Raw genomic sequence first — 23,049 nt, 5'->3', positions numbered from 1 at the left:
TTCTTAGAACTTTTCATTCAACATATCTATGCAATCATTTTTACAAGTCAAAAAACCATTTTCTGATCGAAACGGTCCAAAATTGTGAACCAGCGACAACCAATGGTTGATATAATTCTGCAATACTTTTTTATCCTCCTCTAGAATTGCTTTTCTATAAATAAAAGGTTCCAAATCCTTAAAATGATGTACTAATTTTTTCTTGGTATATATTTCAACATCATTTTCAATTAAAGCGATATTTTGTCCGACATAAAAAGCAATGATTTTCCAAATATCAATATCATCAGTATTCTTCTGATTAAACTGGGAAATCGAAACAAAATCTATATTCTTAAACGCTTCTAGTTTTAAATTAAAATCATGAATTCCTTTTAAAATTGGACGAATCTGAGTTCTATATTCCGTTCTGGTTAACATTGTCAACACAGTACGAACTGCTTTATAAATTGCTAAAGTCTTATTTCTGATATGTTTTTCTGTTATTAATAATTCATGCTTTTGTTGATGTAATGAATACGTTTCAAGCAACGCATTGTTAAGCGAATCAATCCATGATTTAGTAAAAATCGTATCTGAAATTTTTCCGTTTTCAATTACCACAAAAGTTGCATTCCAATTCAAATCATATTCTTTCAAAAGTGCCAGTACTTTATTTTTTCTGTCTTCCTGCTTCTCAGGCATTTCTTCTTTTGAAATAACAATGATTACGTCTTTGTCTGTAGAATCATCAGAACCATAGAGGTAATATGGATATGGAAAATTTGTTTTCATTTTAGTAATTATTTAAAACCTCTAAAACCTTAAAAGTTCATTTTTTAAATATTCTCTCAAATTGTTTCCAAACATAATAATATCAGCGCCCCAAGCAGAAATAACGGGTGAAAGATGCTTATCTTCAAAAACCACCAGAACACGATGATTATGCATTGGAATATATCCTACTATTTTTGAAATATCAAAACCCGCTTCTGTAAGAACCAATTCTGCTATCGATTTATTTTCATTAATCTCATCTATAATCCATCGTGATTTTTCGTAATCCTCTGGATACTCATAAAAAAGGTTTTCCCTGCCATATTCAATATCTGTTTCGTCTTCAGGATTAATTGAAATCAGATGTGTGTCTATATTAGAAAAAATCAATAGCATTTCTTTGTATTCCCAAGGAAAATCAAATCCAAACAATGTTTGCAATTCATCAATTTTCTTTCTACTTATACCTTTTAAAAATTTAGCATTTGATTGTACTTGGAATCCCCAAACATCATCTCTGATTTTTATTCTTTTAAACTTTTTTTCAGCTTTGTATTTGATATCTTTAATTGTCATTATTTTTTCGCTCTTTTAAGGATTTTTTTAAACAAATACATACCATCAGAATCTTCCCATTTGGTATTAAGATTTTCATAAAAACCGATATGTTTTGCTATTTGATCTAAATACTCAAATGATAAATTAGGAATTTTTTCAAAAAACCAAATATTATCCCATAGCATTATAGAGGAGTAAATTTCTTTTTTCTTAAGTAAAAAATCTGCTCTTTTCATTAATGTATATTCTCTTTGAATATTTCTAACTTTTTCGTCTTCATCAATTCCGTTACCTGAAGTACCTGATAGAATACTTAAAATAAATAATTCAATCTGATCTTCTGTCCAGTTTTCAATATCCTCTTCAAATAAATTCCATTCTTCATCATTAAAAGTTCTTTCTAAAATTGATACAACATCATTACATCCATGATCTTCTCTCCACCAATCACTATCTACTCTTTCATATTTTAAAATATAAGAGTATAAAAGCAATATCGTTTGACTATCACTTTTAGTTTGGCAATTTGAATATTTTGATTTTAAATCGTTTATATCTATAAATTCCATAATCATTTTATTTTAGAACAAATATTCTATTGTAATACGCAATGATTCTGCGTAAATGAAAAAAAACCACGAATCTAAAAAATCCGTGGTTTTAATTTAATCTATTAAAAGCTGGGTAACAACTGCTGGGTTCATCGCCCATTGTGCTGTATACACCTCATCAGCGATTTCATTTTCGGTAATCGTTAAACCTTGAGCTTCCGCTTTTAGTTGTAATAAATTACCAATATTCAATTTGCTGTTCAATTTTGCCAATAGCGCCTGAACTCCTTTGAAATCCAAAACTCCCACAACCTGACCTCCGAAAGTCATCTCTAACCAAACGATTTCTCTTTTGGCTACATCCAACACTCCAAAAACCAAACCTTTGGCAACATTTTGCGTCACACGAACCTGATGATCTACACACGACGGATCGTATGCAACACCTGTTCGTTCCGAAATTTTCATCGGATATTTACTGTTCATCCAACCTACAACCAAATTTGGCGTAATACTTCCGTTGCTGTACGCATTGCAAGTAAAAGTTACAAATTTTGCTTTGGCTTTTGCCAATTCGTCGATGTTGATATTGATGTATTCAGCCGTTCCAATTTTATTCGGAATACTTCTGATATCACCGCTATGCTGACAACCCGTAGTTGTTAATCGGCTGAAAGAACAAATATCTGAACGGTCTTCGTAAGCGATATGACAGCTTAAATCCATATCTAAATGTTGCGCTGGAAGATCTTTACCCCATTGCATAAACAATCGCACTTCATTTCCTTCAACTGCAAAACGTGTTCCCATTAAAGCAACTGGCAAATCCTGAACGGTATCGCTTCGATCTCCAATAGAAACCGGCATATTAAACAATTGTGGATCGATATACATTGTTTTATTTGGGTTTGAAACCGACGCAAATCGTTTTTTCATCGCCAAAATAGTCAAGTCTTCGATTTGATTTTTCATATCGGTCAACATAAAATCTTCGTACAACTTCAACAATGGGTTTGATCCCACACGTTTGTTTGTTCCACCCAAAGGTTTCACACTTCTCTGCATGTTTACATCAAAATAATTTTGTGCATACATGTTTAAGGTAAACACCAATCTCGCTGGAACTTTATCAATAACTTCTTCGAAATGAGCAATAGTTTCCTTCGCTCCAAACCAAAGCATATTCGAAAACAATGAACGAGCAAACAAACCTGGACGTTGTTTCAACAATCCGAATGTTTTATCGGCATCAAATTTCAATCTTGACGAATTCACTTTGCTTTGCCAAACATCGTACACTTGGTTGTAGAATACATCTAGTAAAAAATTCAATTTCTCGAATCCTTTTCTTTTGCTGTATTCTGCCAAACGCAGCGCTCGGATAAAACGAACCCACATTCCTCTTTTTGGATGCATGATTTCGCACATGGCTCCGACATCCAAATTCATATTGTTCAACCAATTTGCCACCATTAAACATTCTTTTCGGGAATATTTTAATTTCAAATCTTTTTTAGATGTAATTCTTGCCAGCACACTTGTATCTAACGAATTATGAAAATGCTGACCGTTTTTAGCCGCTCTTTTGATAATCGTTTTTGGCTCGATAATCTGTAGCATTCCAGTATTTTTATACCATAAATAACGTAAAATATCGGTTGGCGTTTTCAAAAACTGAGAAGCCAAATCTTCATTAGCGTTTTCAATCAAAAGATCAATCACCAGCATTAAAGTTTCCTTCATTGCGATTTCAGTTTTAGGCAATGCCAAATGTTTCATCGCCATTTTTAAACTATCTACCTGAGTAGCGTCTAAAGCGGTTTTTGACTGTAATAACGAAATATAAAAGTTCTCTAAATCTTTCTCATTCCATAATTCAAGGACTTTTAATTTACTTCCTTGACCCATATTTTCCAGTTTACCAAATTCAAACGGAGTTCCGCAAAACGGGCAACCGTTGTATCTTTCTAATGGAAAAGTGTTATCTGGAATTGTATGTCCGCATTGCAAAACTGTTCCGTTTTTAGTTTGAAAAACATTTCCGAAAAATGTGATGATATGATCGATAACAGATTCATTTGTTGGCACATTCCATTCTTTTACCAATGGTGTCCAGTTTTTATCTGTTCCTAATACTTCTCTCAGCACTTCTAAAACCTCGATTTTATAATTTGGGCTGACATTATTTAAAGCATGCAGTAACGTTTCAGAAAATGTATATCCAAGTTTTGAAACATTGGCTGCAAAAACCGATGTTATTCCTGATAAATTCTTATTGTCATTCGCAATCATTTCTGATGGAATGAAAATAGCATTTTGACTTAAACTGATTTTTAATAATTCTTTTGTTTTCATTTTTTTTAATTTTTAAAATTTAGATAATTGTGCTTCTGAGTTCTACCTAAAAGAGTGTTTGAAGTAAGAAGCGCTTGACCTTAAATTGGAGTGTAATGAATCAGCTGTTTTCAAATTAACAGTTTGGCGGGTTATCCCCAAGAAGTAAGCTGATTTTGACCCTCGTTTTTTTTATTAATGATAATTTTAAAACTTATAACCGGGAACCCCCGCTGAGGGAGTTAGGAATCGAACCTAAGAAGTAAGTTTTAATTGACCATTAATAGTGAAGCAGATGGGATTCGAACCCACGACCTCTGGATCCCTAATTGAAGTAAGTTTTAATTGACCTTTGATGATAATTTCAAAACTAATATTCCAATGCTCTATCCAACTGAGCTACTGCTTCATGAAAATTGAAATTAAGCGGTAATGGTATAAGTATAAATCGTGGAAAGGTTTCTAGAAGTAACTTAAACTTGACCTGCTTTTTTCAATTTTTTATTTCTATGAACGTTTGTTTTTTATTTCTTGAACAAAGATTTTAAAACTAGTACGCAATTATTTTGCGTATTAAGAATTAAATACTTTCTAATTCTAAATTTCTAAAATTATAATCATCGATTTTTTCTTTAATAATTACTTTATCAATATCAAATTTAATATAGTGACTTGTCCAACAATCAGAAATCTCAGTTGCAACATCATGTCCATTTAAACATAACTTGTTTAAACCATTACATCCAGCGCTTCCGCAACATCCTTGAAATTTTCTTGTATCAGAATGGTCTTTTAAATTATGACCATCAATTGAAGCTAATAAAAGTCTTATTTTTGTTTCCTTTTCAAAAATTATTGAAAAGTTATTCTCAGGCATAATATCTTCTCGATCTTCCCAACATAAATTTTCTTCAGGAATCTCTATTAATTGATTAGTTAACTCTATTTCACATTCTCTACAATAAATTTTTATAGTTTTCATAATTGTTTCATTTTGACAGAACAAAGATTTCAAAACCACTACGCAATTATTTTGCGTAGTAAAAAAAGAATTTTAAATTTGAGTAAAAAATAAAATGAATCTGAATAAAATCTATACCGATTTACTTCTAAATATTGGTTTTGAAGATAACGAAATTCAGCAAAACTGGACTGATCTAGAAAAGGCCTATTCCAATAAGTCAAGACATTATCATAATCTGACGCATTTAAAAGAAATGATTGCCAGTTTTGAAATCTATCGCGATCAACTTCAAAATCCGAATGAAATATTATTTTCAATTTTTTATCATGATTTTGTGTATTCAGCTTCAAAAAAAGATAACGAATTAAAAAGTGCCGAGTTTGCTTTGGCGATTTTGCCTGAAAATATCAGTTTGAATAAACAATTGGTTTTTGATGCCATCTGCGCTACACAGCAACATCAACATAACTCAATCGAAGATATTAACTGGTTAATTGATTTTGATTTGAAAATCCTTGCGAAAGACTGGGAAGATTATAAAATCTATTTTGAGCAAATTAGAAAAGAATACCGCATTTATCCTGATTTTCTCTACAAACCTGGAAGAGCAAAAGCTTTGAAGCATTTTCTGGAATATGAATTTATTTTTCAAACCAACGAATTCCGAGGTTTATACGAAGAGAAAGCGAGACGAAATATTGAAAAAGAGATTTCATTATTACTATAAACTTTAAACCCGACAGATTTTAGAAATTTGTCGGGTTTAAAGTTTATAAGAATTACAATTAATTTCCGGAGTAATTTGGGCAGCCGAAACATTTTCTTCTCAGGTCAAACTGATAAGTTAATGAAAGTTCATAAATACCTCCGGTTTTGCCCATTTTAGTGGTATTAAAATCATACGAAAATCCCAATCGCATATGTTCGTACTGCAAGCCTGTAAAAAGATTTACAGAAGTCAGCAAATCATTGTTTATTCCGTTTTTGGCGGGATTGGTTACTGCGGTTGCACCAAAGAATATCTTCTCAAAAAGAATTGAGGCTCCTAAATCCAATCGGTTATAACGTCCTTGCTGCATGTAATTTGAGGTCAGGAAAAATTTGGTTTCATACGGAAGCAGCAATACATCTATATAATCGATTACCAAAAATTCGTAACCGGCACTCACAGAAAAGAATGTATTCAGCGGTACGTTTCCTTCTGAACTAAATGCAATATTGGGTTTATTAAGATGTTTCATGGCTAAGCCAATCCAAGCTTTGTCTGTATTAAAAACCATTCCTGCCGATACATCAAAAAATGTGGCTCTGCGGTTTAGTAACATCGGATCCATAGAACTGGTATTTACTACTCCGGTTCTAATATTAATCTGGTCTTCCAGAAGCAGGTTTTGAAACGCAAATGATTTCAGTCCGAAACCTACTTCAATTCCGGGTCTGAATTCCCAGTCGTCATTTAATCGTACTTTATAAGCATAATTGGCATTAACCTGAGAAAAATTATAATTGGTTGCATTTTCACGCTGGTTTAGGATACTAACTCCAAAACCGCTGTTTATTTTGTCGCTCCATGTATTTACAAAAGCATAATCGGTATTTATTCTTAAAGCTAAATCCGGCCATTGTTCTCTGTGGATGATTCCTGCATAAGTCGTTTCCATAAATCCTGTAAATCCCGGATTTAATGTTTCTGGAATTAAAAAGTACTGGGTAAAAACCGGATCTTGCGCTCTTGCCTGAGTAAAAAAGCAACTTGTGAGTAATATTATAAAAAGTTTTAATTTCATTTGGAATTCTGGGTTGCTTATTTAATTAGTGTTACTGCGCCTTTTTCTACAATGGTATGATTGTAGAAGGTTTTCAGGGTGATTTTATAAAAGTAATTTCCGTTTTCGGCTTCTGCATCTTTTATTCTTCCGTTCCATCCTCTGATGTTGATACCGCTTTCAGAATAGACAATAGCACCCCAGGTATCATAAATATCCAGTGTGATATATGACAAACCTAAAAACACAGGAGCAAAGGTGTCATTGTACCCGTCATTATTTGGCGTAAAAGCATTTGGCATAATGAGGCTGTACCCTTTTTCGACTTTTATAGTCATAGAAAAAGAATACTGGCATCCAAAAGGATATGTAACCGTTTGTTTAACCGTATACGTTCCTACACGTGTATAAATATGTTTTGGGTTTTCTTCATCCGAAAAATTTCCGTCTCCAAAATCCCATGATATTAAAGTATAATTACCTGTAGCGGCATTTGTAAACGTTATTGGATCATAAATCGAATACAAATCGTACATATCTTTTCCGTAAGAACCTATTGAGAAATCGGCACTGCCTAAAACAGGTGTATTCACATTGTAAGGTACTTCGGCAGAACAGCCAAAACTATCGGTTACTTTAAATATCACAAGGCCGTTATTTTCAGTATTCATAATTTCGCCGTTGGTACCGCTTACCACTCCGTCAGACCAATGCAGGGTATAAGGCGGTATTCCTCCTTTTACATGTCCTACAAAGGTTTGTTTTACGTATTTGGTATCACAGTCAAAATCGGTTAAGACTTCAATTGTCGGTGTAAGCTGTTCGAATCGGGTTACGGTCCACGAAGCGGCTTTGTTACAGCCATTGGCATCGGTTACTTTTACGGTATAATTGCCCGGAATCAGATTCTGTAAATCTTCTGTTGATGCACCATTAGACCACGAATACGTAAATGGCGGCGTTCCTCCCGTTACAACCAGATTTATAGATCCGGTATTGGCTTCGTTACAACTCAACGGATTCACAACATCTGCGTTTAATTCCAATAACGGCGGTTCTACAATCAGGAATTCTTCTTTAATTACACATCCTTTTGCATCTGTAATGGTTACTGCGTATTTTCCTTCGGCTAAATTATTTCGTTCAATTCCGGCTGTTGCATCATCGGCCCAGACCAAAGTTACAGGTGCCAGACCTCCAACAAGATTAAGTCGGATATGCGCATCTTTTTCGCCAAAACAGGAAATTTGTTTTACATTGGGATTTATAGTAAAAACCGGAGCGTTGTCAATAACGATTGGAAATTCCTTCGGACAGTCCAATGCATCGGTAATGGTGATGATATAAGTTCCGGCCGATAAATTATTCTGAACATGTCCGCTTCCTAAATTGCTCCATTTTATGATATAAGGTTCTCCCGTTGGGAACGGAACTCCTCCTGTAATAGAATTTATGGTAATAGAGGCATCAGCATAATTGTAGCAGGCAATTTCTGTTTTTGTATAGTCTAATTTTATTTCATCATTTTGAAGGAGGGTAACATCTAAATCGTCTGTACAACCTGAATTGTCTGTTACAACCAAATGATACTTTCCTGCCGGTACATTTCTAAGATTTTGAGAATAGCTGGTAAAACCATTTGGTCCTGTCCAATAGTATTGATAATTGAAAATACCCGGTGCTATTTCGACTGCTCTTCCTCCGGTTGTACTCACATAAATTTCTCCGGTTGAATATCCGTAACATAAAATATCTACCTGACTTTCATATTTTAGTTCCAGTAAAGGCGGTTCAATGATCTTAAAACTTCTGGTTAGTACATCACAGTTATTTAACTCGGTTACTGTTACGTGATAATCACCCGGCGCTAAATTGCTCAGATAACCTGTATTTCCCGGATATGGATTCCCATCCTTCAGCCATACAAAATTATAAGGTTGTGTACCGCCGGATATTGACAAGTTAATTACACCATTATTTAATCCGAAACAGCTTATATCGTTTTTATATTCTCCCAAAACCTGAAATTTATCCGGTCCGCTGACATAATAACTTTGAGAAAATGGACATTGACCGTTATCAATAACCCGTAAATTATAATATCCCTGTTTTAGATTCGAAATATTCTGATCTGAACTGGTAAACCCGTCAGGCCCTGCCCATGAAAAAGTATACGGTTTTCCGGTTGTAAAAGGAATACCGCCTGAAACCGAAATATTTATACTTCCGTCTTCTGAACCAAAACAGGTATTATTTTTAACCGTTTGAACAACTCTGATTAATGGATCAACTGTAACAGTAATAGTAAAATCAGGTCCGGGACAGACTTTAGAAATTGGAGATATTGTATAGGTTACCGTTGCCTGTTTATCTGTATTGTTGGTTAAAGTCTGGTAAATAGAAGTCACTGGGGTACTTTGTGCATAAGCCCCGCTTACAGCTCCCGCAGGCGAAATCACAGGATTTGACCATACATAAGTCGTACCCGCCGGAACATTATCGACACCATTTGTAACCGGTGTAACCTGAAAACTGCCGCCACTGCAAATTTTTATAGTTTTGGGAGTTATAACAGGAGAAAGTACTAAATCGACAGAGAAATTTCGTGTGACACTAGTAGTACCACAGCTATTGCTTACGCTGAAAGTCGCCTGATAATTACCGCTTTTGGTATAATTAATTGAACCCGGATTAAGCGATGTTGATGTTGAAGGCGAGCCTCCGGGAAAGCTCCATAAATATGTAATTTCAGAACTTGGTGAACAAGTTTCAACCACTTTACCAACCGGTTTTATAGTAGCCGAATTACAAAAATCTGAAATAGGATCCAGTGTAATTACGGGTTTCTTTTTAACTTCGATATATTGCGATGTATAATTATAAACACCGCATGAATTTAAGGTTCTTAGCTGCAGCTGATACGTTCCGGGATTCGAAAAATTAATAACCGGATCTTTTGAATAAGCACCGGTTCCGTTTGCAAAATTCCACTGTCCTCTGCCCTTTCCGCAATAACCTTCATAATAATTCAGTACTTCCCAAAAATAACTTTCGGTACCGCAGCCTAAATTGGTATTGGTCGTATTGGTTATCTGAACATTTTCTGAAGCACAGGCTTTTGAATAGGTAAAACTTGGCTGTAATACAGGCTCAACGCAAATAGTTCGGGTTGTACTGTTTCCTATACCGCAAGGGGTTTGTGCCGATAATTTAATCGTATACGTTCCGGGAGCGGTGTATATATGATACGGATTAACTTCTCTGGAAACAGGTGTTCCATCACCAAAATCCCAGGTATATACATTATAGGTACTGCAATCATTGGTATAGCCGGCAAAGGTTGTATTATTAAAAAGAACTCCTGTATTTACGCAGGCAATCTGATTGACGTTAAAGCTGACTACAGGCACATCCAGAATAATTATAGGACCCGCCGTTAAATAAGTACTCCCGCAAGATGTCGAAATAGTCAAAGTAACCGTACTTCCGGATGGGCAGTTCGCGCGTGTAAAAGTATGCGGAATAGGAAAATTTCGTGATGCCTGAGGATTCAGACTATTATAATAAGGGGAACTTTCTAATTGTGCCTGAGTATAATTTTGATAAGTTCCGTCACCATAATTAACCTGATAATTGGTATCAGAAGGATTGAGTCCCCAGGAGCCAATTGCAAAATCCATTGGGCGGACCGGTACACATAAATTCGTTGTATTTCCAGGTGCTATAAGCGCGCCAAGAGGATTGTTCGAATTTTTAACAACATACGTTACGGAGTTACTGCAATTATTGGTTCCGTAACCTGTAATAACCATATTGTATGTACCCAATCGCTGGTATTCATGGTTTTTAGGAAATGTAACATTCGATTCTGTACTTCCGTCACCCCAGTCTATAGTATAAGACGAGACACAAGAAGCAGAAACCGAGCTGTTGCCAACATTGATTCTGTACTTAGGATTCGAATTGTTATCACCGCATCTTTCAAAAGGTTTTGCAGATCCGGGAGTTAAGTCGGTAAATTTCAGGTCCGGTTTCTGTTTTACATTGACTGTTTTTGTAATTGAATTTACTTCTCCGTTAGCATCCGTAACGGTCAGTTTTACAGTAAAATTCTGAGTCCCGCAGCCTAGTGCCGTAAAGCTGTGGTTTGGGGTAGTATCAGACGATGAAGATCCATCGCCAAAATCCCATTTATATGTAAAAGGTCCTGCTCCGTTTACTGTTGGATTAAACGTAACCGGAGTTCCGGAACACGTGCCGTTGCTGCTAAAAGTAAAATCGACCACAGGAGGTGCGGTCCAATCGAGAGCATCTTCATGCAGAAGATTTATCTTACTACTTTCATTGAAAGAATAAACTGAGGAAGTAATTAATAAAATAAGTTGTAGATGCAGAAAGTAAAGTTTCCCCATATAATTAAATTGATTTTGGAGCGGTAAATGTATACGTTTTTTTAACACAAAAAAATAGTACAAATACGGATTTCAGACCTGCAAAAAATTTCTAACTGCGCAGCTGACTGCGCACTAAATAAAAAGTGTATTTTTAGCAATAAAATTTAAAATCAAAGCAATCTTCTCTTTTTCAATTAAAGACGAAAACGAGATAATAGAGATTAAAAAAACTTCAATATGTCACAAAACAAAAACGCCTTAATCCGATACAAAACCATCGACAAATGTCTGCAAAATAAGTACAGGCAATGGACACTTGAAGATTTAATCGAATGCTGTTCTCAGGCTTTGGAAGAATATGAGGGACGCAAGATTCCGATCAGTAAACGAACCATTCAAATGGATATCCAGATGATGCGTAGTGAAAAATTGGGTTATAATGCGCCAATCGTGGTTTACGATAAAAAATATTATAAATATGAAGACGAAGATTTTTCGATAACCGATATTCCGCTGACGGAAACCGATATGAATGTTTTGACCGAAACTGTTTCAATGTTAAAGCAATTCAAAGATTTCTCCTTATTTAATGATGTATCAGATATTCTACAACGATTGGAAGATAAAATCTATTCTGAAAAATCACATACTAAGCCGGTAATTTATCTGGATAAAAATGAAAAACTAAAAGGACTTCATTATTTGGATGAAATTTATCAGGCCATTATCAAAAAGATGGTTTTGATTATTACTTATAAATCTTTTAAATCTCGAGAAGAAACTGTATTCCACTTTCATCCTTTTATATTAAAAGAATTCAATAATCGCTGGTTTTTAATTGGAAAGAAAAAAGCAACGCAGCCCATTACCAATTTAGCTTTAGACAGAATCGTTTCTATAGATTACGATTTTAACCTTTCTTATATAGAAGAAGATTTTGATGCCGAATCTTATTATAAGGATATTATTGGCGTTACGGTAAATTCAGGTTTACAGCCCAGACGAGTTGAACTTTGGATTGATGCTTCGAACGCGCCTTATGTACTCACCAAGCCTCTTCATCCATCTCAAAGAGTAATTAAGGAAAATGAAGATAGAAGTGTTATAGTTCATTTGTTTATTTCTCCCAATTATGAGATGGAAAGACTGCTTTTGGGCTTTGGTGATTCCATCGAAGTACTGCGTCCGGAGAACTTACGAAATCGTATGAAAAAGATCTTAGAACGTGCTATTTCAAGATATAATTCGAATGAATCTACAGAAGAAAATGCATGATTTTTTAAATAATACCAAATTAAAACCAAAATAAATACAATAAAAATATTTTTCCTTTACCTAAATTGTTAAAATATAAAAAAAGGATAGTATATTTCAAAATAAAATCACTTCAAATCCCTCGAAATCAGAGGGATTTTTTAAATAACCAAAAATTTATGAAAAAATAATATGCATGCATAGTATTTTTTCTTTATATTTGAAATCGATATAGTTACCTATGAAAGACAAAACGATAGATTATATTTTGAGAGCTACATGGCAGGCTGTTTCAAGAATGTATAATGAAGAGGCTGCAAAATACGATGCTACAATGGCAACGGGATTTGCTCTGTTAAGTATTGATAAGGAAGAAGGAACTCCATCGACCGCCCTGGGCCCAAGAATGGGAATGGAAGCTACCAGCTTAACCAGAACCTTAAAATCAATGGAAGATAAAGGTTTAATTGTTCGCAAGAAAAACCCAAGTGACGGAAGAGGCGTTTTGATCTACCTGACTGATTTTGGAAAAGAAAAAAGAGAATTATCTAAAAATACAGTCTTGAAATTCAATGAATCAGTAAGAAAACATGTTTCAGACGAAAAACTGCAGCATTTTATTGAAGTTTCGGAAATCATTAATGAATTAATTCAGGACAAAAAAATATTTAATCACACGAACGTCAGCGAACTGGCGAAACAAACAGAAAACACAGCAAATGAATAATCTATAATTCATCTGCTCCTACAAACAAATAAGAAAGTATGAAACGCACAATTAAAAAAGTTGCTGTAATTGGATCCGGAATTATGGGTTCAGGTATAGCTTGTCATTTTGCCAACATTGGTGTTGAAGTTTTACTGCTTGACATCGTGCCTCGCGAGTTGACAGAAGCTGAAGCTAAAAAAGGATTAACGCTTGAAAGTAAAGCCGTTCGCAACCGTGTGGTAAATGACCATTTGGCGAACTCATTAAAATCGAAACCCTCTCCTATTTACAGTCAGAAATTCGCAAACCGAATCACAACTGGAAATACAACAGACGATATGGCAAAAATTGCTAATGTTGACTGGATTATCGAGGTTGTTGTAGAGCGTTTGGATGTTAAGAAATTAGTATTCGAACAAATCGACAAATTCCGCAAACCGGGAACTTTGGTTACTTCTAATACTTCTGGTATTCCAATTCACTTTATGAGCGAAGGAAGAAGCGAAGATTTCCAACAGCACTTCTGCGGAACGCACTTTTTTAACCCTGCTCGTTACTTAAAATTATTTGAAATTATTCCAGGTCCAAAAACTTCAAACGAAGTATTGGATTTCTTAAATGAATACGGTTCTAAATTTTTAGGAAAAACTTCGGTTGTTGCTAAAGATACTCCGGCATTTATTGGAAACAGAATTGGTATTTATGGAATCCAGAGTTTATTCCATTTAGTGAAAGAAATGGGATTAACAATTGAAGAAGTTGATAAATTGACCGGACCAGTAATTGGTCGTCCAAAATCGGCTACTTTCCGTACCGTTGACGTGGTTGGTTTAGATACTTTGGTACATGTTGCCAATGGTATTTACGAAAACTGCCCAACTGACGAACAACATGAATTATTTAAACTTCCTGATTTCATCAATAAAATGATGGAAAATAATTGGTTAGGAAGCAAAACCGGACAAGGTTTCTACAAAAAAGTAGATAAAGATATTCTTTCTCTTGACTTAGACACATTAGAATACCGCGCTGCAAAAAAAGCAAATTTTGCGACTTTAGAATTGACTAAAACTATCGATAAACCAATCAACCGTTTTAAAGTTTTAGTAAAAGGTACAGACAAAGCGGGAGAATTCTACCGTAAGAGTTTCGCTGGAATGTTTGCTTATGTTTCAAACAGAATTCCTGAAATCTCAGACGAATTATACAAAATTGACGACGCTATGAAAGCTGGTTTTGGATGGGAAAATGGACCATTCGAAATCTGGGATGCTATTGGCGTTGCAAAAGGAATCGAAATCATGAAAGCAGAAGGTTTAGAACCTGCTGCATGGGTAAACGAAATGCTCGCTTCTGGAAGCGACAGTTTCTATACTGTAAAAGAAGGTGCTACGTATTTCTACAACCTTCCAACAAAATCTCAGGTAAAAGTTCCTGGACAAGATTCATTCATTATTCTAAACAACATCCGCGAAAGCAAAAAAGTTTGGAGCAACAGTGGAGCGATTATCCAAGATTTAGGAGATGGAATCTTAAACTTAGAATTCCAATCTAAAATGAATACTATTGGTGGTGATGTTCTTTCTGCAATCAATAAAGCAATTGAATTAGCCGAAAAAGAACACCAAGGTTTAGTTATTGGAAACCAGGCAGCGAATTTCTCTGTTGGAGCTAATATCGGAATGATTTTCATGATGGCGGTTGAGCAGGAATACGACGAATTGAACATGGCAATTAAATTGTTCCAAGATACAATGATGCGTGTTCGTTATTCTTCAATTCCGGTAATTGTTGCACCTCACGGAATGACTTTTGGAGGAGGATGCGAAATGAGCTTACATGCTGATAAAGTGGTTGCTGCAGCAGAAACATATATGGGATTAGTTGAGTTTGGTGTTGGAGTTATCCCTGGTGGTGGTGGTTCTAAAGAGATGACTTTAAGAGCTTCAGATTTATTCCGCAAAAATGATGTGGAATTGAATGTTCTTCAAGAGTATTTCTTAACGATCGCTATGGCAAAAGTATCAACTTCTGGTTACGAGGCTTTTGACACTGGACTTCTTCAACATGGCAAAGATATTATTGTAGTAAACAAAGATCGCCAGATTGCAGAAGCTAAAAAACATGCGTTGTTAATGGCTGAAGCAGGTTACACACAGCCAATCAGAAGAAACGATATTAAAGTTTTAGGAAAACAAGCTTTAGGGATGTTCTTAGTTGGAACGGATCAAATGGAAGCTGGAAAATACATTTCTGAACACGATAAGAAAATCGCCAACAAACTAGCTTACGTAATGGCTGGTGGTGATTTATCTGAAGCAACTTTAGTATCTGAACAATACTTATTAGATATCGAACGTGAAGCTTTCTTGAGTTTATGTACAGAGAGAAAAACTCTTGAGCGCATTCAGTATATGTTAACTAAAGGAAAACCACTTCGTAACTAGAGAATAGAAGAAAGATGTAAGAAACAAGACTTCAAAACTGTGTTTTGTCTTTCCTCTTGCTTCTTGCCTCTTTCCCTTCTAAAAAATCTTAAAAAAACAAAAACAAATGAAAACAGCATATATAGTAAAAGCATACAGAACAGCAGTTGGAAAAGCTCCAAAAGGTGTTTTTAGATTTAAAAGACCTGATGAATTAGCTGCTGAAACCATTCAGTTTATGATGAATGAACTGCCTGATTTTGACAAAAAACGTATTGACGACGTTATGGTTGGAAATGCAATGCCGGAAGCAGAACAAGGACTTAATGTTGGTCGTTTGATATCTTTAATGGGATTAAAAGTAGAAGACGTTCCAGGAGTTACGGTAAACCGTTACTGCGCTTCTGGGTTAGAAACGATCGGAATGGCGACGGCTAAAATCCAGTCTGGAATGGCAGATTGCATCATTGCTGGTGGTGCAGAAAGTATGAGTTATATTCCGATGGGAGGTTACAAACCAACTCCGGATTATAAAGTTGCCGCTGCAGGTCACGAAGATTACTACTGGGGAATGGGTTTAACTGCCGAAGCGGTTGCTAAACAATACAATGTTTCTAGAGAAGATCAGGATGAGTTTGCTTACAATTCTCATATGAAAGCTTTAAAAGCTCAGGCAGAAGGAAAATTCGATAAACAAATCGTTCCAATTACTGTTGAGCAGACTTTCATTAACGAAAACGGTAAAAAAGAAACCAAATCATACGTAGTAAGTAAAGACGAAGGTCCAAGAGCTGGAACTTCAAAAGAAGCTTTAGCAGGCTTAAGACCCGTTTTTGCTGCTGACGGAAGTGTAACGGCTGGTAACTCCTCTCAAATGAGCGACGGTGCTGCTTTCGTTTTAATCATGAGCGAAGACATGGTAAAAGAATTAAACCTTGAACCAATTGCACGTTTGGTAAACTTTGCTTCTTCTGGTGTTGAGCCAAGAATTATGGGTATCGGACCTGTAAAAGCAATTCCGAAAGCCTTGAAACAAGCTGGTTTAACATTAAACGATATTGAATTAATCGAATTAAACGAAGCTTTTGCTTCTCAAGCTTTAGCAGTAACTCGCGAATTAGGTTTAAATCCGGATATCGTAAACGTAAACGGCGGCGCAATTTCTTTAGGACACCCTCTGGGTTGTACTGGTGCTAAACTTTCTGTTCAGCTATTTGACGAGATGAAACGTCGTGGCAACAAATACGGAATTGTTTCTATGTGTGTAGGTACTGGGCAAGGTTCTGCTGGGATTTACGAAGTGCTTTAAGACTTTTTAGAGGAAAGAAGCAAGAGGAAAGACTTTCTATTTGGGATGAAAAGTTAGTCTGAAATGGGTTTTTAAAAAGTAGTAAAAAACTTACTTTTAATTTTTCTTCTTATCTTGCCTTAAAAAACATGAAACACAATTTTAAGAATTTGAAGATTTGGATTATAGCTATGGAGATTACAAATGATATCTATAAACTAACTTCCACTTTTCCAAAATCTGAAACTTATAGTTTGGTAAGTCAGATGAATCGATGTTCTGTATCAATGCCTTCTAATATTGCCGAAGGTTCGAACAGAGGAAATAAACATTTTCAACATTATCTGAATATCAGTTTAGGATCGTCATTTGAATTGCAGACACAATTGTTAATAGCTTGTCAAAACGACTATATAACAAAAGAAAAAACAGAAAAATTAGAAAACAAAATAATTGAATTTCAAAGGATGACATCAGGTTTCATAAGCAAGTTAGATTAATCTTTCCTCTTGCTTCTTGCTTCTTTCATCTATAAAATCTAAAAAACAAAAAAGTCATGAGCGACAAAACAAGAGGAGGTCAATTCCTAGTTAAAGAAACAAAATGTGAAGATATCTTTACTCCAGAAGATTTCTCAGAAGAGCAGTTAATGATGCGTGACTCTGTAAAAGAGTTCGTAGACAAAGAATTATGGGCGCATAAAGATCGTTTTGAAAAGAAAGATTACGCTTATACAGAATCTTCAATGCGTAAAGCAGGTGAACTAGGACTTTTAGGAGTTGCGGTTCCAGAAGAATACGGCGGATTAGGAATGGGATTCGTTTCTACAATGTTGGTTTGTGACTACATTTCTGGAGCTACTGGATCTTTCTCTACAGCTTTTGGTGCTCATACCGGAATTGGAACTATGCCAATTACACTTTACGGAACTGAGGAACAAAAGAAAAAATACGTTCCAAAATTAGCTTCTGGAGAATGGTTTGGTGCTTATTGTTTAACTGAGCCAGGTGCAGGATCTGATGCTAACTCAGGAAAAACAAAAGCAGTTTTATCTGATGACGGAAAATACTATTCAATCACAGGACAAAAAATGTGGATTTCAAATGCAGGTTTCTGCAGCGTTTTCATTGTTTTTGCCCGTATTGGAGATGACAAAAATATTACAGGTTTCATCGTAGAAAACGATCCTTCAAACGGAATTTCTATGAATGAAGAAGAGCATAAATTAGGAATCCGTGCTTCTTCTACTCGTCAGGTTTTCTTCAACGAAACAAAAGTTCCGGTTGAAAACATGTTATCTGAAAGAGGAAACGGTTTCAAAATAGCTATGAATGCTCTTAACGTTGGACGTATTAAATTGGCTGCGGCTTGTTTAGATGCACAAAGAAGAGTTACTTCTGGAGCTGTAAAATATGCTAACGAAAGAATTCAGTTCAATACTTCTATTTCATCATTTGGAGCAATCCGTTCTAAATTGGCTGAAATGGCAACTAGCGCTTACGCAGGAGAAAGTGCTTCTTATCGTGCTGCAAAAGACATCGAAGACAGAATCGCTGCTCGTGAAGCGGAAGGAACTTCTCATCAAGAAGCAGAATTAAAAGGTGTTGAAGAATATGCTATCGAGTGTTCTATCTTGAAAGTTGCAGTTTCTGAAGACGTACAAAACTGTTCTGACGAAGGAATTCAAGTTTTTGGCGGAATGGGATTCTCTGAAGATACTCCAATGGAAAGTGCCTGGAGAGATGCTCGTATCGCTCGTATTTACGAAGGCACAAATGAAATCAACAGAATGCTTTCTGTAGGTATGCTGATCAAAAAAGCAATGAAAGGACATGTTGATTTACTTGGACCAGCAATGAAAGTTCAGGAAGAATTAATGGGAATTCCATCTTTTGATACTCCGGATTTCTCTGAATTATTCTCAGAAGAAAAAGTAATCGTGGCAAACCTGAAAAAAGTTTTCTTAATGGTTGCCGGAAGCGCTGTTCAAAAATACGGCCCAGATTTAGATTCTCACCAACAGTTATTAATGGCTGCTGCTGATATCTTGATCGAGATCTATATGGCTGAAAGTACCATCTTAAGAACTGAAAAATTAGCAAAATCTCAAGGTGAAGATAAAGTACAAGAGCAGATTGCAATGGCAAAATTATACTTGTACAAAGCCGTAGATATCGTAAACTTAAGAGGAAAAGAAGGAATCGCTTCATTCTCTGAAGGCGACGAGCAACGCATGATGTTAATGGGACTTAAACGTTTCACTAAATATACGAACCTGCCAAACGTAGTAGCGTTGAGAGAAAAAATCGCAGAAAAATTAGTTGCAGAAAACACTTACTGTTTCTAATACAAAATAGTTTTTAGCTTTTAATTTGTTTAAACCCGCACTTGTCCGAAACTGTGCGGGTTTATTTTTTCTGAAACGAAAGATATCGGCTGCAAAACGCAATTTTTTTGCAGGTTCTTGCGAAATATTCGTTAAAATTAGCTTTTAAAGTGGTGCAGGGCTGCTAAAATTCAAATCTATTGCAGTACATTTAGCATTCAAAAAACCTAAAAAACCAGAAAAAATGAAACAAACAACCCTAATTGCATTGTTTTTAGCGTGCTTTGGTCTAAGTAATACTTTCGCACAAAAAAATAAAAAAATGGATATCATCGCCTATTACACGGGCGATTCTAAACTTATTGACGAATACGAAATCAATAAATTAAATCAGATTATCTTTAGTTTCTGTCATTTAAAAGATGGCAAATTAAGTGTTGATTCTGCTAAAGACTCGGTTACTATTAAACATTTGGTTTCTTTAAAATCTAAAAATCCGCAATTAAAGATCGTTCTTTCTCTTGGCGGATGGGGAGGCTGCGAACCGTGTTCAGAAGCATTTTCTACAGCCGAAGGCAGATTAAAATTTGCAAAATCGGTAAAAGAAGTCAGCGATTATTTTAAAGTAGACGGGTTAGATTTAGATTGGGAATATCCTGCAATCGAAGGTCTTCCGGGACATTTATATCAGACAGTTGACAAACCTAACTTTACAGAACTTATCAAGATTTTACGTTCAACTTTAGGTAAAAAATACGAATTGAGTTTTGCTGCCGGAGGTTTTCAAAAATATCTGGATGAATCTATAGACTGGCAGGCTGTGACGCCATTGGTAAACCGCATTAATATTATGAGTTACGATTTAGTAAACGGATATTCTCAGGTTACAGGGCATCATACACCCTTATACAGTACAAGTCCAAACGAAGAATCTACAGACAGAGCGGTTACTTTTTTACTAAAACAAGGTGTTCCTGCTGAAAAACTGGTAATTGGTGCTGCATTCTATACCAGAACCTGGATTAATGTTGAAGATATTAACAACGGATTATATCAGGCCGGAAAACATGTAGAGGGTGTAAATTATAAAGATTATGCTAAAACGTACACAGAAGCAAACGGCTGGAAATATTTTTGGGATGACAAAGCCAAAGCACCATATTGGTACAATGCCAAAAACAAAACATTTGCAACATCTGATGATATTAAATCTGTAAAAGCAAAAACAGAATATGTAAAAGCTAAGAAATTAGGCGGAATTATGTTCTGGGAACTGACATTAGACAGTCCGAAAAACGGAATGGTAAATGCGATTTACGAAGTAAAATCAGCTAAATAAATCTATAAAAACAAAAACGGCAGTTATTTAGTAACTGCCGTTTTTTATTCGATAATGCTATCATTACTGAATTTTACTCTTATCCAGTTCTCCAATAAACGGAATCGACTCTAAAATTTCAGATCTGATAATTGTCTGCAGATACACTTCTAATTGAATAAATTTAGCAGCATTAATCGCTCCGATCGCTTTTTTTGCCTGATTATATGTTTTAGAATAGAGTTTTTCGTAATCAATATGATTTTTTAAAGTTCCTTTGGCCAGTTCGTCTGCCTTAGCATCTGTAAGGGTTTCATAATTGGCCGCGTAATCATTTATCAGTTTAAATTTGGTTTGTCCGAGTGCTTTTCGTTCGGTTTCGTAATTATCGAAAACTTTGGTAAAAGCGGCAGATTGCGAATCAGAAAGATTCATGTACTGTTTTACCAAATCACTTTTAGTTTTTCCGTAAACACTTTGTAAAACATCCACATCTTCTTTAAATGTAGATTGTGCATAAGATGAAAACGAGGCAAGAGCCATAATAAAAATAAGACATACTTTCTTCATAGTTTTGATTTTTAAATGTGTTTCTAAATAATTATGCATTCTGATTGTTAACTTGCTAAACTATTCCGGACAGATTTCATCAAACTTAAATCAATCTCTACTTTTTATCTGTCTTGTTATCTGTTTTTGGCGCACTTATTTCTCCGTCATAAAAAATCGCAGCCCTGTTATTACTATTTACCGAAAGAGAAGCACCTCCGTCAAAAAAGATGGTAAACATCAAATCATAAACATCATCTTTCCCTTTTACGGTAGTTCTGAGAGTGTATTTTCTTTTTTCCTTTTCTATTTTTATATTTTCGGGTTTTCCTTCAAATTTAATACCCCCGTCACTTCCATATCCAATATTATAGCCGCGTCCAAAAAAAGGAAGATCACAGGTTGTATTTTCGGTATTAAACTTCAGGAAATAAGTTCTATAATCTAGATTTATGAGCCTTCCTCCCTGCGGTGTCACTTTCTGAGCTTCAAAAACAAAATTTTTACCATCGATCAACGCTTCGATTTCTTTTTGCTTTTTCAGTTCTCTTTCAGCTTTCAGCTCTTTTTTTGTCTTTTCCTGTCCATAAACAGAAAAATTTAAAAAGCTCAGAAGCATAAAAATATATAACCCGGTTTTCATTTTCGTTTTATTTTTTGGTAAATTTCATCGTAGTAATGCCATCCGAAATAAAATTCAGAGTTTTGCCTCCATCTGTTATTTCGTATGAAGTTACTTTTTGAAGCGTACCCATATAAACAGACTCACCTTGCCCGTCCATACACATCATTTTGGTAGAAATCATGGGCGCTGTCAAATCAATTTTATTTCCGTCTAAAACCATTTTTCCACTGTAAGAATTACAACTGTTATTTCCGGAAACCCCGTTCTCTTTTAAGTCAAAATGTATGCTTGGTTTTTTATTTGGATAAAGACCATCAAAAGTAATTCGTGGTTCTGTTATATAGGTAAGAATCCAGCTGCCTTCAAGATTCGAAACGGCATCTCCTTTTTTATTTTTAGCACAATTGCATGAAACCAGTACCGAAGTAAAAATAACGAACATTAAAATCTTTTTCATCATAACGTTTAGAATTAAATGTGAGTGATTTAAAAAGTGGTATTTTAAGAAATTACTCACTAAAGTTACACGAATTTAAGCAATATTTTTCGGTTTTGAGCTCAATCGATATTAAATTACGAAGTATAGTTTGACTTTTTTTTAACTTTTAGAGTTAATCAATTCCGTTATTTTATGTTAAATTTACTTAATCTTAAATCTAAATGCCCATATAAAATGAAAAAACTGATCGTATCTTTCGCTATAATTACAGCATTAATAGTTGGCTGTAAGACAAATACAAAGTCAAATGATGCTAAAACTTTAACGGTAGCTTTAGAACCAAAAAGCAGCAGTAATGTTGCCGGAACTGCCACTTTTACCGAAAAAAACGGTAAAGTTACGTTTACTGCAAAAATAAGCGGTTTAGAACCGGGAGTTCACGCTATCCACATTCACGAAAAAGCAGATTGTACGTCGGCAGACGGAAGTTCAGCTGGCGGACACTGGAACCCTACTTTCAAAAAACATGGAAAATGGGGAGTTGGAGAATATCACAAAGGCGATATTGGAAACTTTACAGCTGATGCAAGCGGTAACGGAACAATTACTTTTACAACAGATGAATGGTGTGTAGGATGTGAGGATGAAACCAAAAACGTAATTGGGAAAGGTTTAATCGTACATAAAGGAAAAGATGATTTTACAACCCAGCCAACCGGAGATGCCGGCGGAAGAGTTGCATGTGCCGGAATCATTAAATAAGTAAAAAATTACGATAACCACTATTTTTCA

The 23,049-nt window shown here is 35.2% G+C and carries 19 protein-coding genes and 1 tRNA gene; 9 read left to right on the top strand and 11 right to left on the bottom strand.

Annotated features, from left to right (window positions below):
• Positions 1-3 precede the first annotated feature (3 nt).
• From OZP11_RS21230 to OZP11_RS21205, 6 genes are all read right to left on the bottom strand, one after another.
• On the bottom strand, positions 4-774 hold the full coding sequence (locus OZP11_RS21230) for a hypothetical protein (protein ID WP_281232491.1): 771 nt from the start codon (positions 772-774) through the stop codon (positions 4-6).
• A 21-nt stretch (positions 775-795) separates the two neighbouring features.
• Positions 796-1,332 carry a hypothetical protein gene (locus tag OZP11_RS21225; RefSeq protein WP_281232490.1) on the bottom strand — a complete coding sequence of 179 codons (537 nt, stop codon included), beginning with the start codon at positions 1,330-1,332 and terminating at the stop codon, positions 796-798.
• Positions 1,332-1,883 (bottom strand): hypothetical protein, encoded by a 552-nt coding sequence (locus OZP11_RS21220; RefSeq protein WP_281232489.1) that lies wholly within the window; start codon positions 1,881-1,883, stop codon positions 1,332-1,334. The genes OZP11_RS21225 and OZP11_RS21220 overlap by 1 nt, the downstream gene beginning before the upstream one ends.
• Before the next feature lie 96 nt (positions 1,884-1,979).
• Positions 1,980-4,220: a hypothetical protein gene (locus OZP11_RS21215; protein WP_281232488.1), complete on the bottom strand. Its 2,241-nt coding sequence runs from the start codon at positions 4,218-4,220 to the stop codon at positions 1,980-1,982.
• Between the two features lie 266 nt (positions 4,221-4,486).
• Positions 4,487-4,608 (bottom strand) — tRNA-OTHER (locus tag OZP11_RS21210).
• A 171-nt stretch (positions 4,609-4,779) separates the two neighbouring features.
• Positions 4,780-5,181 (bottom strand): hypothetical protein, encoded by a 402-nt coding sequence (locus OZP11_RS21205; protein ID WP_281232487.1) that lies wholly within the window; start codon positions 5,179-5,181, stop codon positions 4,780-4,782.
• A 94-nt stretch (positions 5,182-5,275) separates the two neighbouring features.
• Here OZP11_RS21205 and OZP11_RS21200 point away from each other — a divergent pair, with 94 nt between their 5' ends.
• Positions 5,276-5,890 (top strand): HD domain-containing protein, encoded by a 615-nt coding sequence (locus tag OZP11_RS21200; protein WP_281232486.1) that lies wholly within the window; start codon positions 5,276-5,278, stop codon positions 5,888-5,890.
• A 58-nt stretch (positions 5,891-5,948) separates the two neighbouring features.
• On the opposite strand, the gene OZP11_RS21195 is transcribed toward OZP11_RS21200, so the two are convergent.
• Together OZP11_RS21195 and OZP11_RS21190 are read right to left on the bottom strand one after the other, a co-directional pair.
• Entirely contained in the window at positions 5,949-6,950 is a 1,002-nt protein-coding gene (locus OZP11_RS21195) for a PorP/SprF family type IX secretion system membrane protein (RefSeq protein WP_281232485.1), read from the bottom strand.
• A gap of 17 nt (positions 6,951-6,967) precedes the next feature.
• Positions 6,968-11,341, bottom strand: coding sequence for a PKD domain-containing protein (locus OZP11_RS21190; protein WP_281232484.1), 4,374 nt, complete (start codon positions 11,339-11,341; stop codon positions 6,968-6,970).
• A 219-nt stretch (positions 11,342-11,560) separates the two neighbouring features.
• On the opposite strand from OZP11_RS21190, the gene OZP11_RS21185 reads away from it, so the two are divergent.
• The 7 genes from OZP11_RS21185 to OZP11_RS21155 all read left to right on the top strand — a co-directional run bounded on the left by OZP11_RS21185 (position 11,561) and on the right by OZP11_RS21155 (position 20,665).
• On the top strand, positions 11,561-12,598 hold the full coding sequence (locus OZP11_RS21185) for a helix-turn-helix transcriptional regulator (RefSeq protein ID WP_281232483.1): 1,038 nt from the start codon (positions 11,561-11,563) through the stop codon (positions 12,596-12,598).
• 220 nt (positions 12,599-12,818) lie between these two features.
• Positions 12,819-13,304 (top strand): MarR family winged helix-turn-helix transcriptional regulator, encoded by a 486-nt coding sequence (locus tag OZP11_RS21180; RefSeq protein WP_281232482.1) that lies wholly within the window; start codon positions 12,819-12,821, stop codon positions 13,302-13,304.
• A gap of 38 nt (positions 13,305-13,342) precedes the next feature.
• Positions 13,343-15,733 carry a 3-hydroxyacyl-CoA dehydrogenase/enoyl-CoA hydratase family protein gene (locus tag OZP11_RS21175; protein WP_281232481.1) on the top strand — a complete coding sequence of 797 codons (2,391 nt, stop codon included), beginning with the start codon at positions 13,343-13,345 and terminating at the stop codon, positions 15,731-15,733.
• A 106-nt stretch (positions 15,734-15,839) separates the two neighbouring features.
• Positions 15,840-17,021 carry a thiolase family protein gene (locus tag OZP11_RS21170; RefSeq protein ID WP_281232480.1) on the top strand — a complete coding sequence of 394 codons (1,182 nt, stop codon included), beginning with the start codon at positions 15,840-15,842 and terminating at the stop codon, positions 17,019-17,021.
• 128 nt (positions 17,022-17,149) lie between these two features.
• On the top strand, positions 17,150-17,500 hold the full coding sequence (locus OZP11_RS21165) for a four helix bundle protein (RefSeq protein ID WP_281232479.1): 351 nt from the start codon (positions 17,150-17,152) through the stop codon (positions 17,498-17,500).
• Positions 17,501-17,556: 56 nt separating this feature from the next.
• Positions 17,557-19,347, top strand: a complete 1,791-nt coding sequence (locus OZP11_RS21160) for an acyl-CoA dehydrogenase FadE (protein ID WP_281232478.1) — start codon at positions 17,557-17,559, stop codon at positions 19,345-19,347.
• A gap of 223 nt (positions 19,348-19,570) precedes the next feature.
• Positions 19,571-20,665, top strand: coding sequence for a glycoside hydrolase family 18 protein (locus tag OZP11_RS21155; protein WP_281232477.1), 1,095 nt, complete (start codon positions 19,571-19,573; stop codon positions 20,663-20,665).
• 63 nt (positions 20,666-20,728) lie between these two features.
• On the opposite strand, the gene OZP11_RS21150 is transcribed toward OZP11_RS21155, so the two are convergent.
• From OZP11_RS21150 to OZP11_RS21140, 3 genes are all read right to left on the bottom strand, one after another.
• Complete coding sequence (locus tag OZP11_RS21150) at positions 20,729-21,214, bottom strand: hypothetical protein (RefSeq protein WP_281232476.1); 486 nt, start codon at positions 21,212-21,214, stop codon at positions 20,729-20,731.
• Between the two features lie 97 nt (positions 21,215-21,311).
• Positions 21,312-21,836, bottom strand: a complete 525-nt coding sequence (locus OZP11_RS21145; protein ID WP_281232475.1) for a DUF4251 domain-containing protein — start codon at positions 21,834-21,836, stop codon at positions 21,312-21,314.
• Positions 21,837-21,843: 7 nt separating this feature from the next.
• Positions 21,844-22,278: an META domain-containing protein gene (locus OZP11_RS21140; RefSeq protein ID WP_281232474.1), complete on the bottom strand. Its 435-nt coding sequence runs from the start codon at positions 22,276-22,278 to the stop codon at positions 21,844-21,846.
• Between the two features lie 213 nt (positions 22,279-22,491).
• Between OZP11_RS21140 and OZP11_RS21135 the strand changes: the two genes are divergently transcribed.
• Entirely contained in the window at positions 22,492-23,019 is a 528-nt protein-coding gene (locus OZP11_RS21135) for a superoxide dismutase family protein (RefSeq protein WP_281232473.1), read from the top strand.
• Positions 23,020-23,049 lie beyond the last annotated feature (30 nt).

Source organism: Flavobacterium gelatinilyticum, from assembly GCF_027111295.1.
In the GTDB taxonomy this organism is placed as follows: domain Bacteria; phylum Bacteroidota; class Bacteroidia; order Flavobacteriales; family Flavobacteriaceae; genus Flavobacterium; species Flavobacterium gelatinilyticum.
This window is presented reverse-complemented; position numbering and strand designations above follow the sequence as displayed.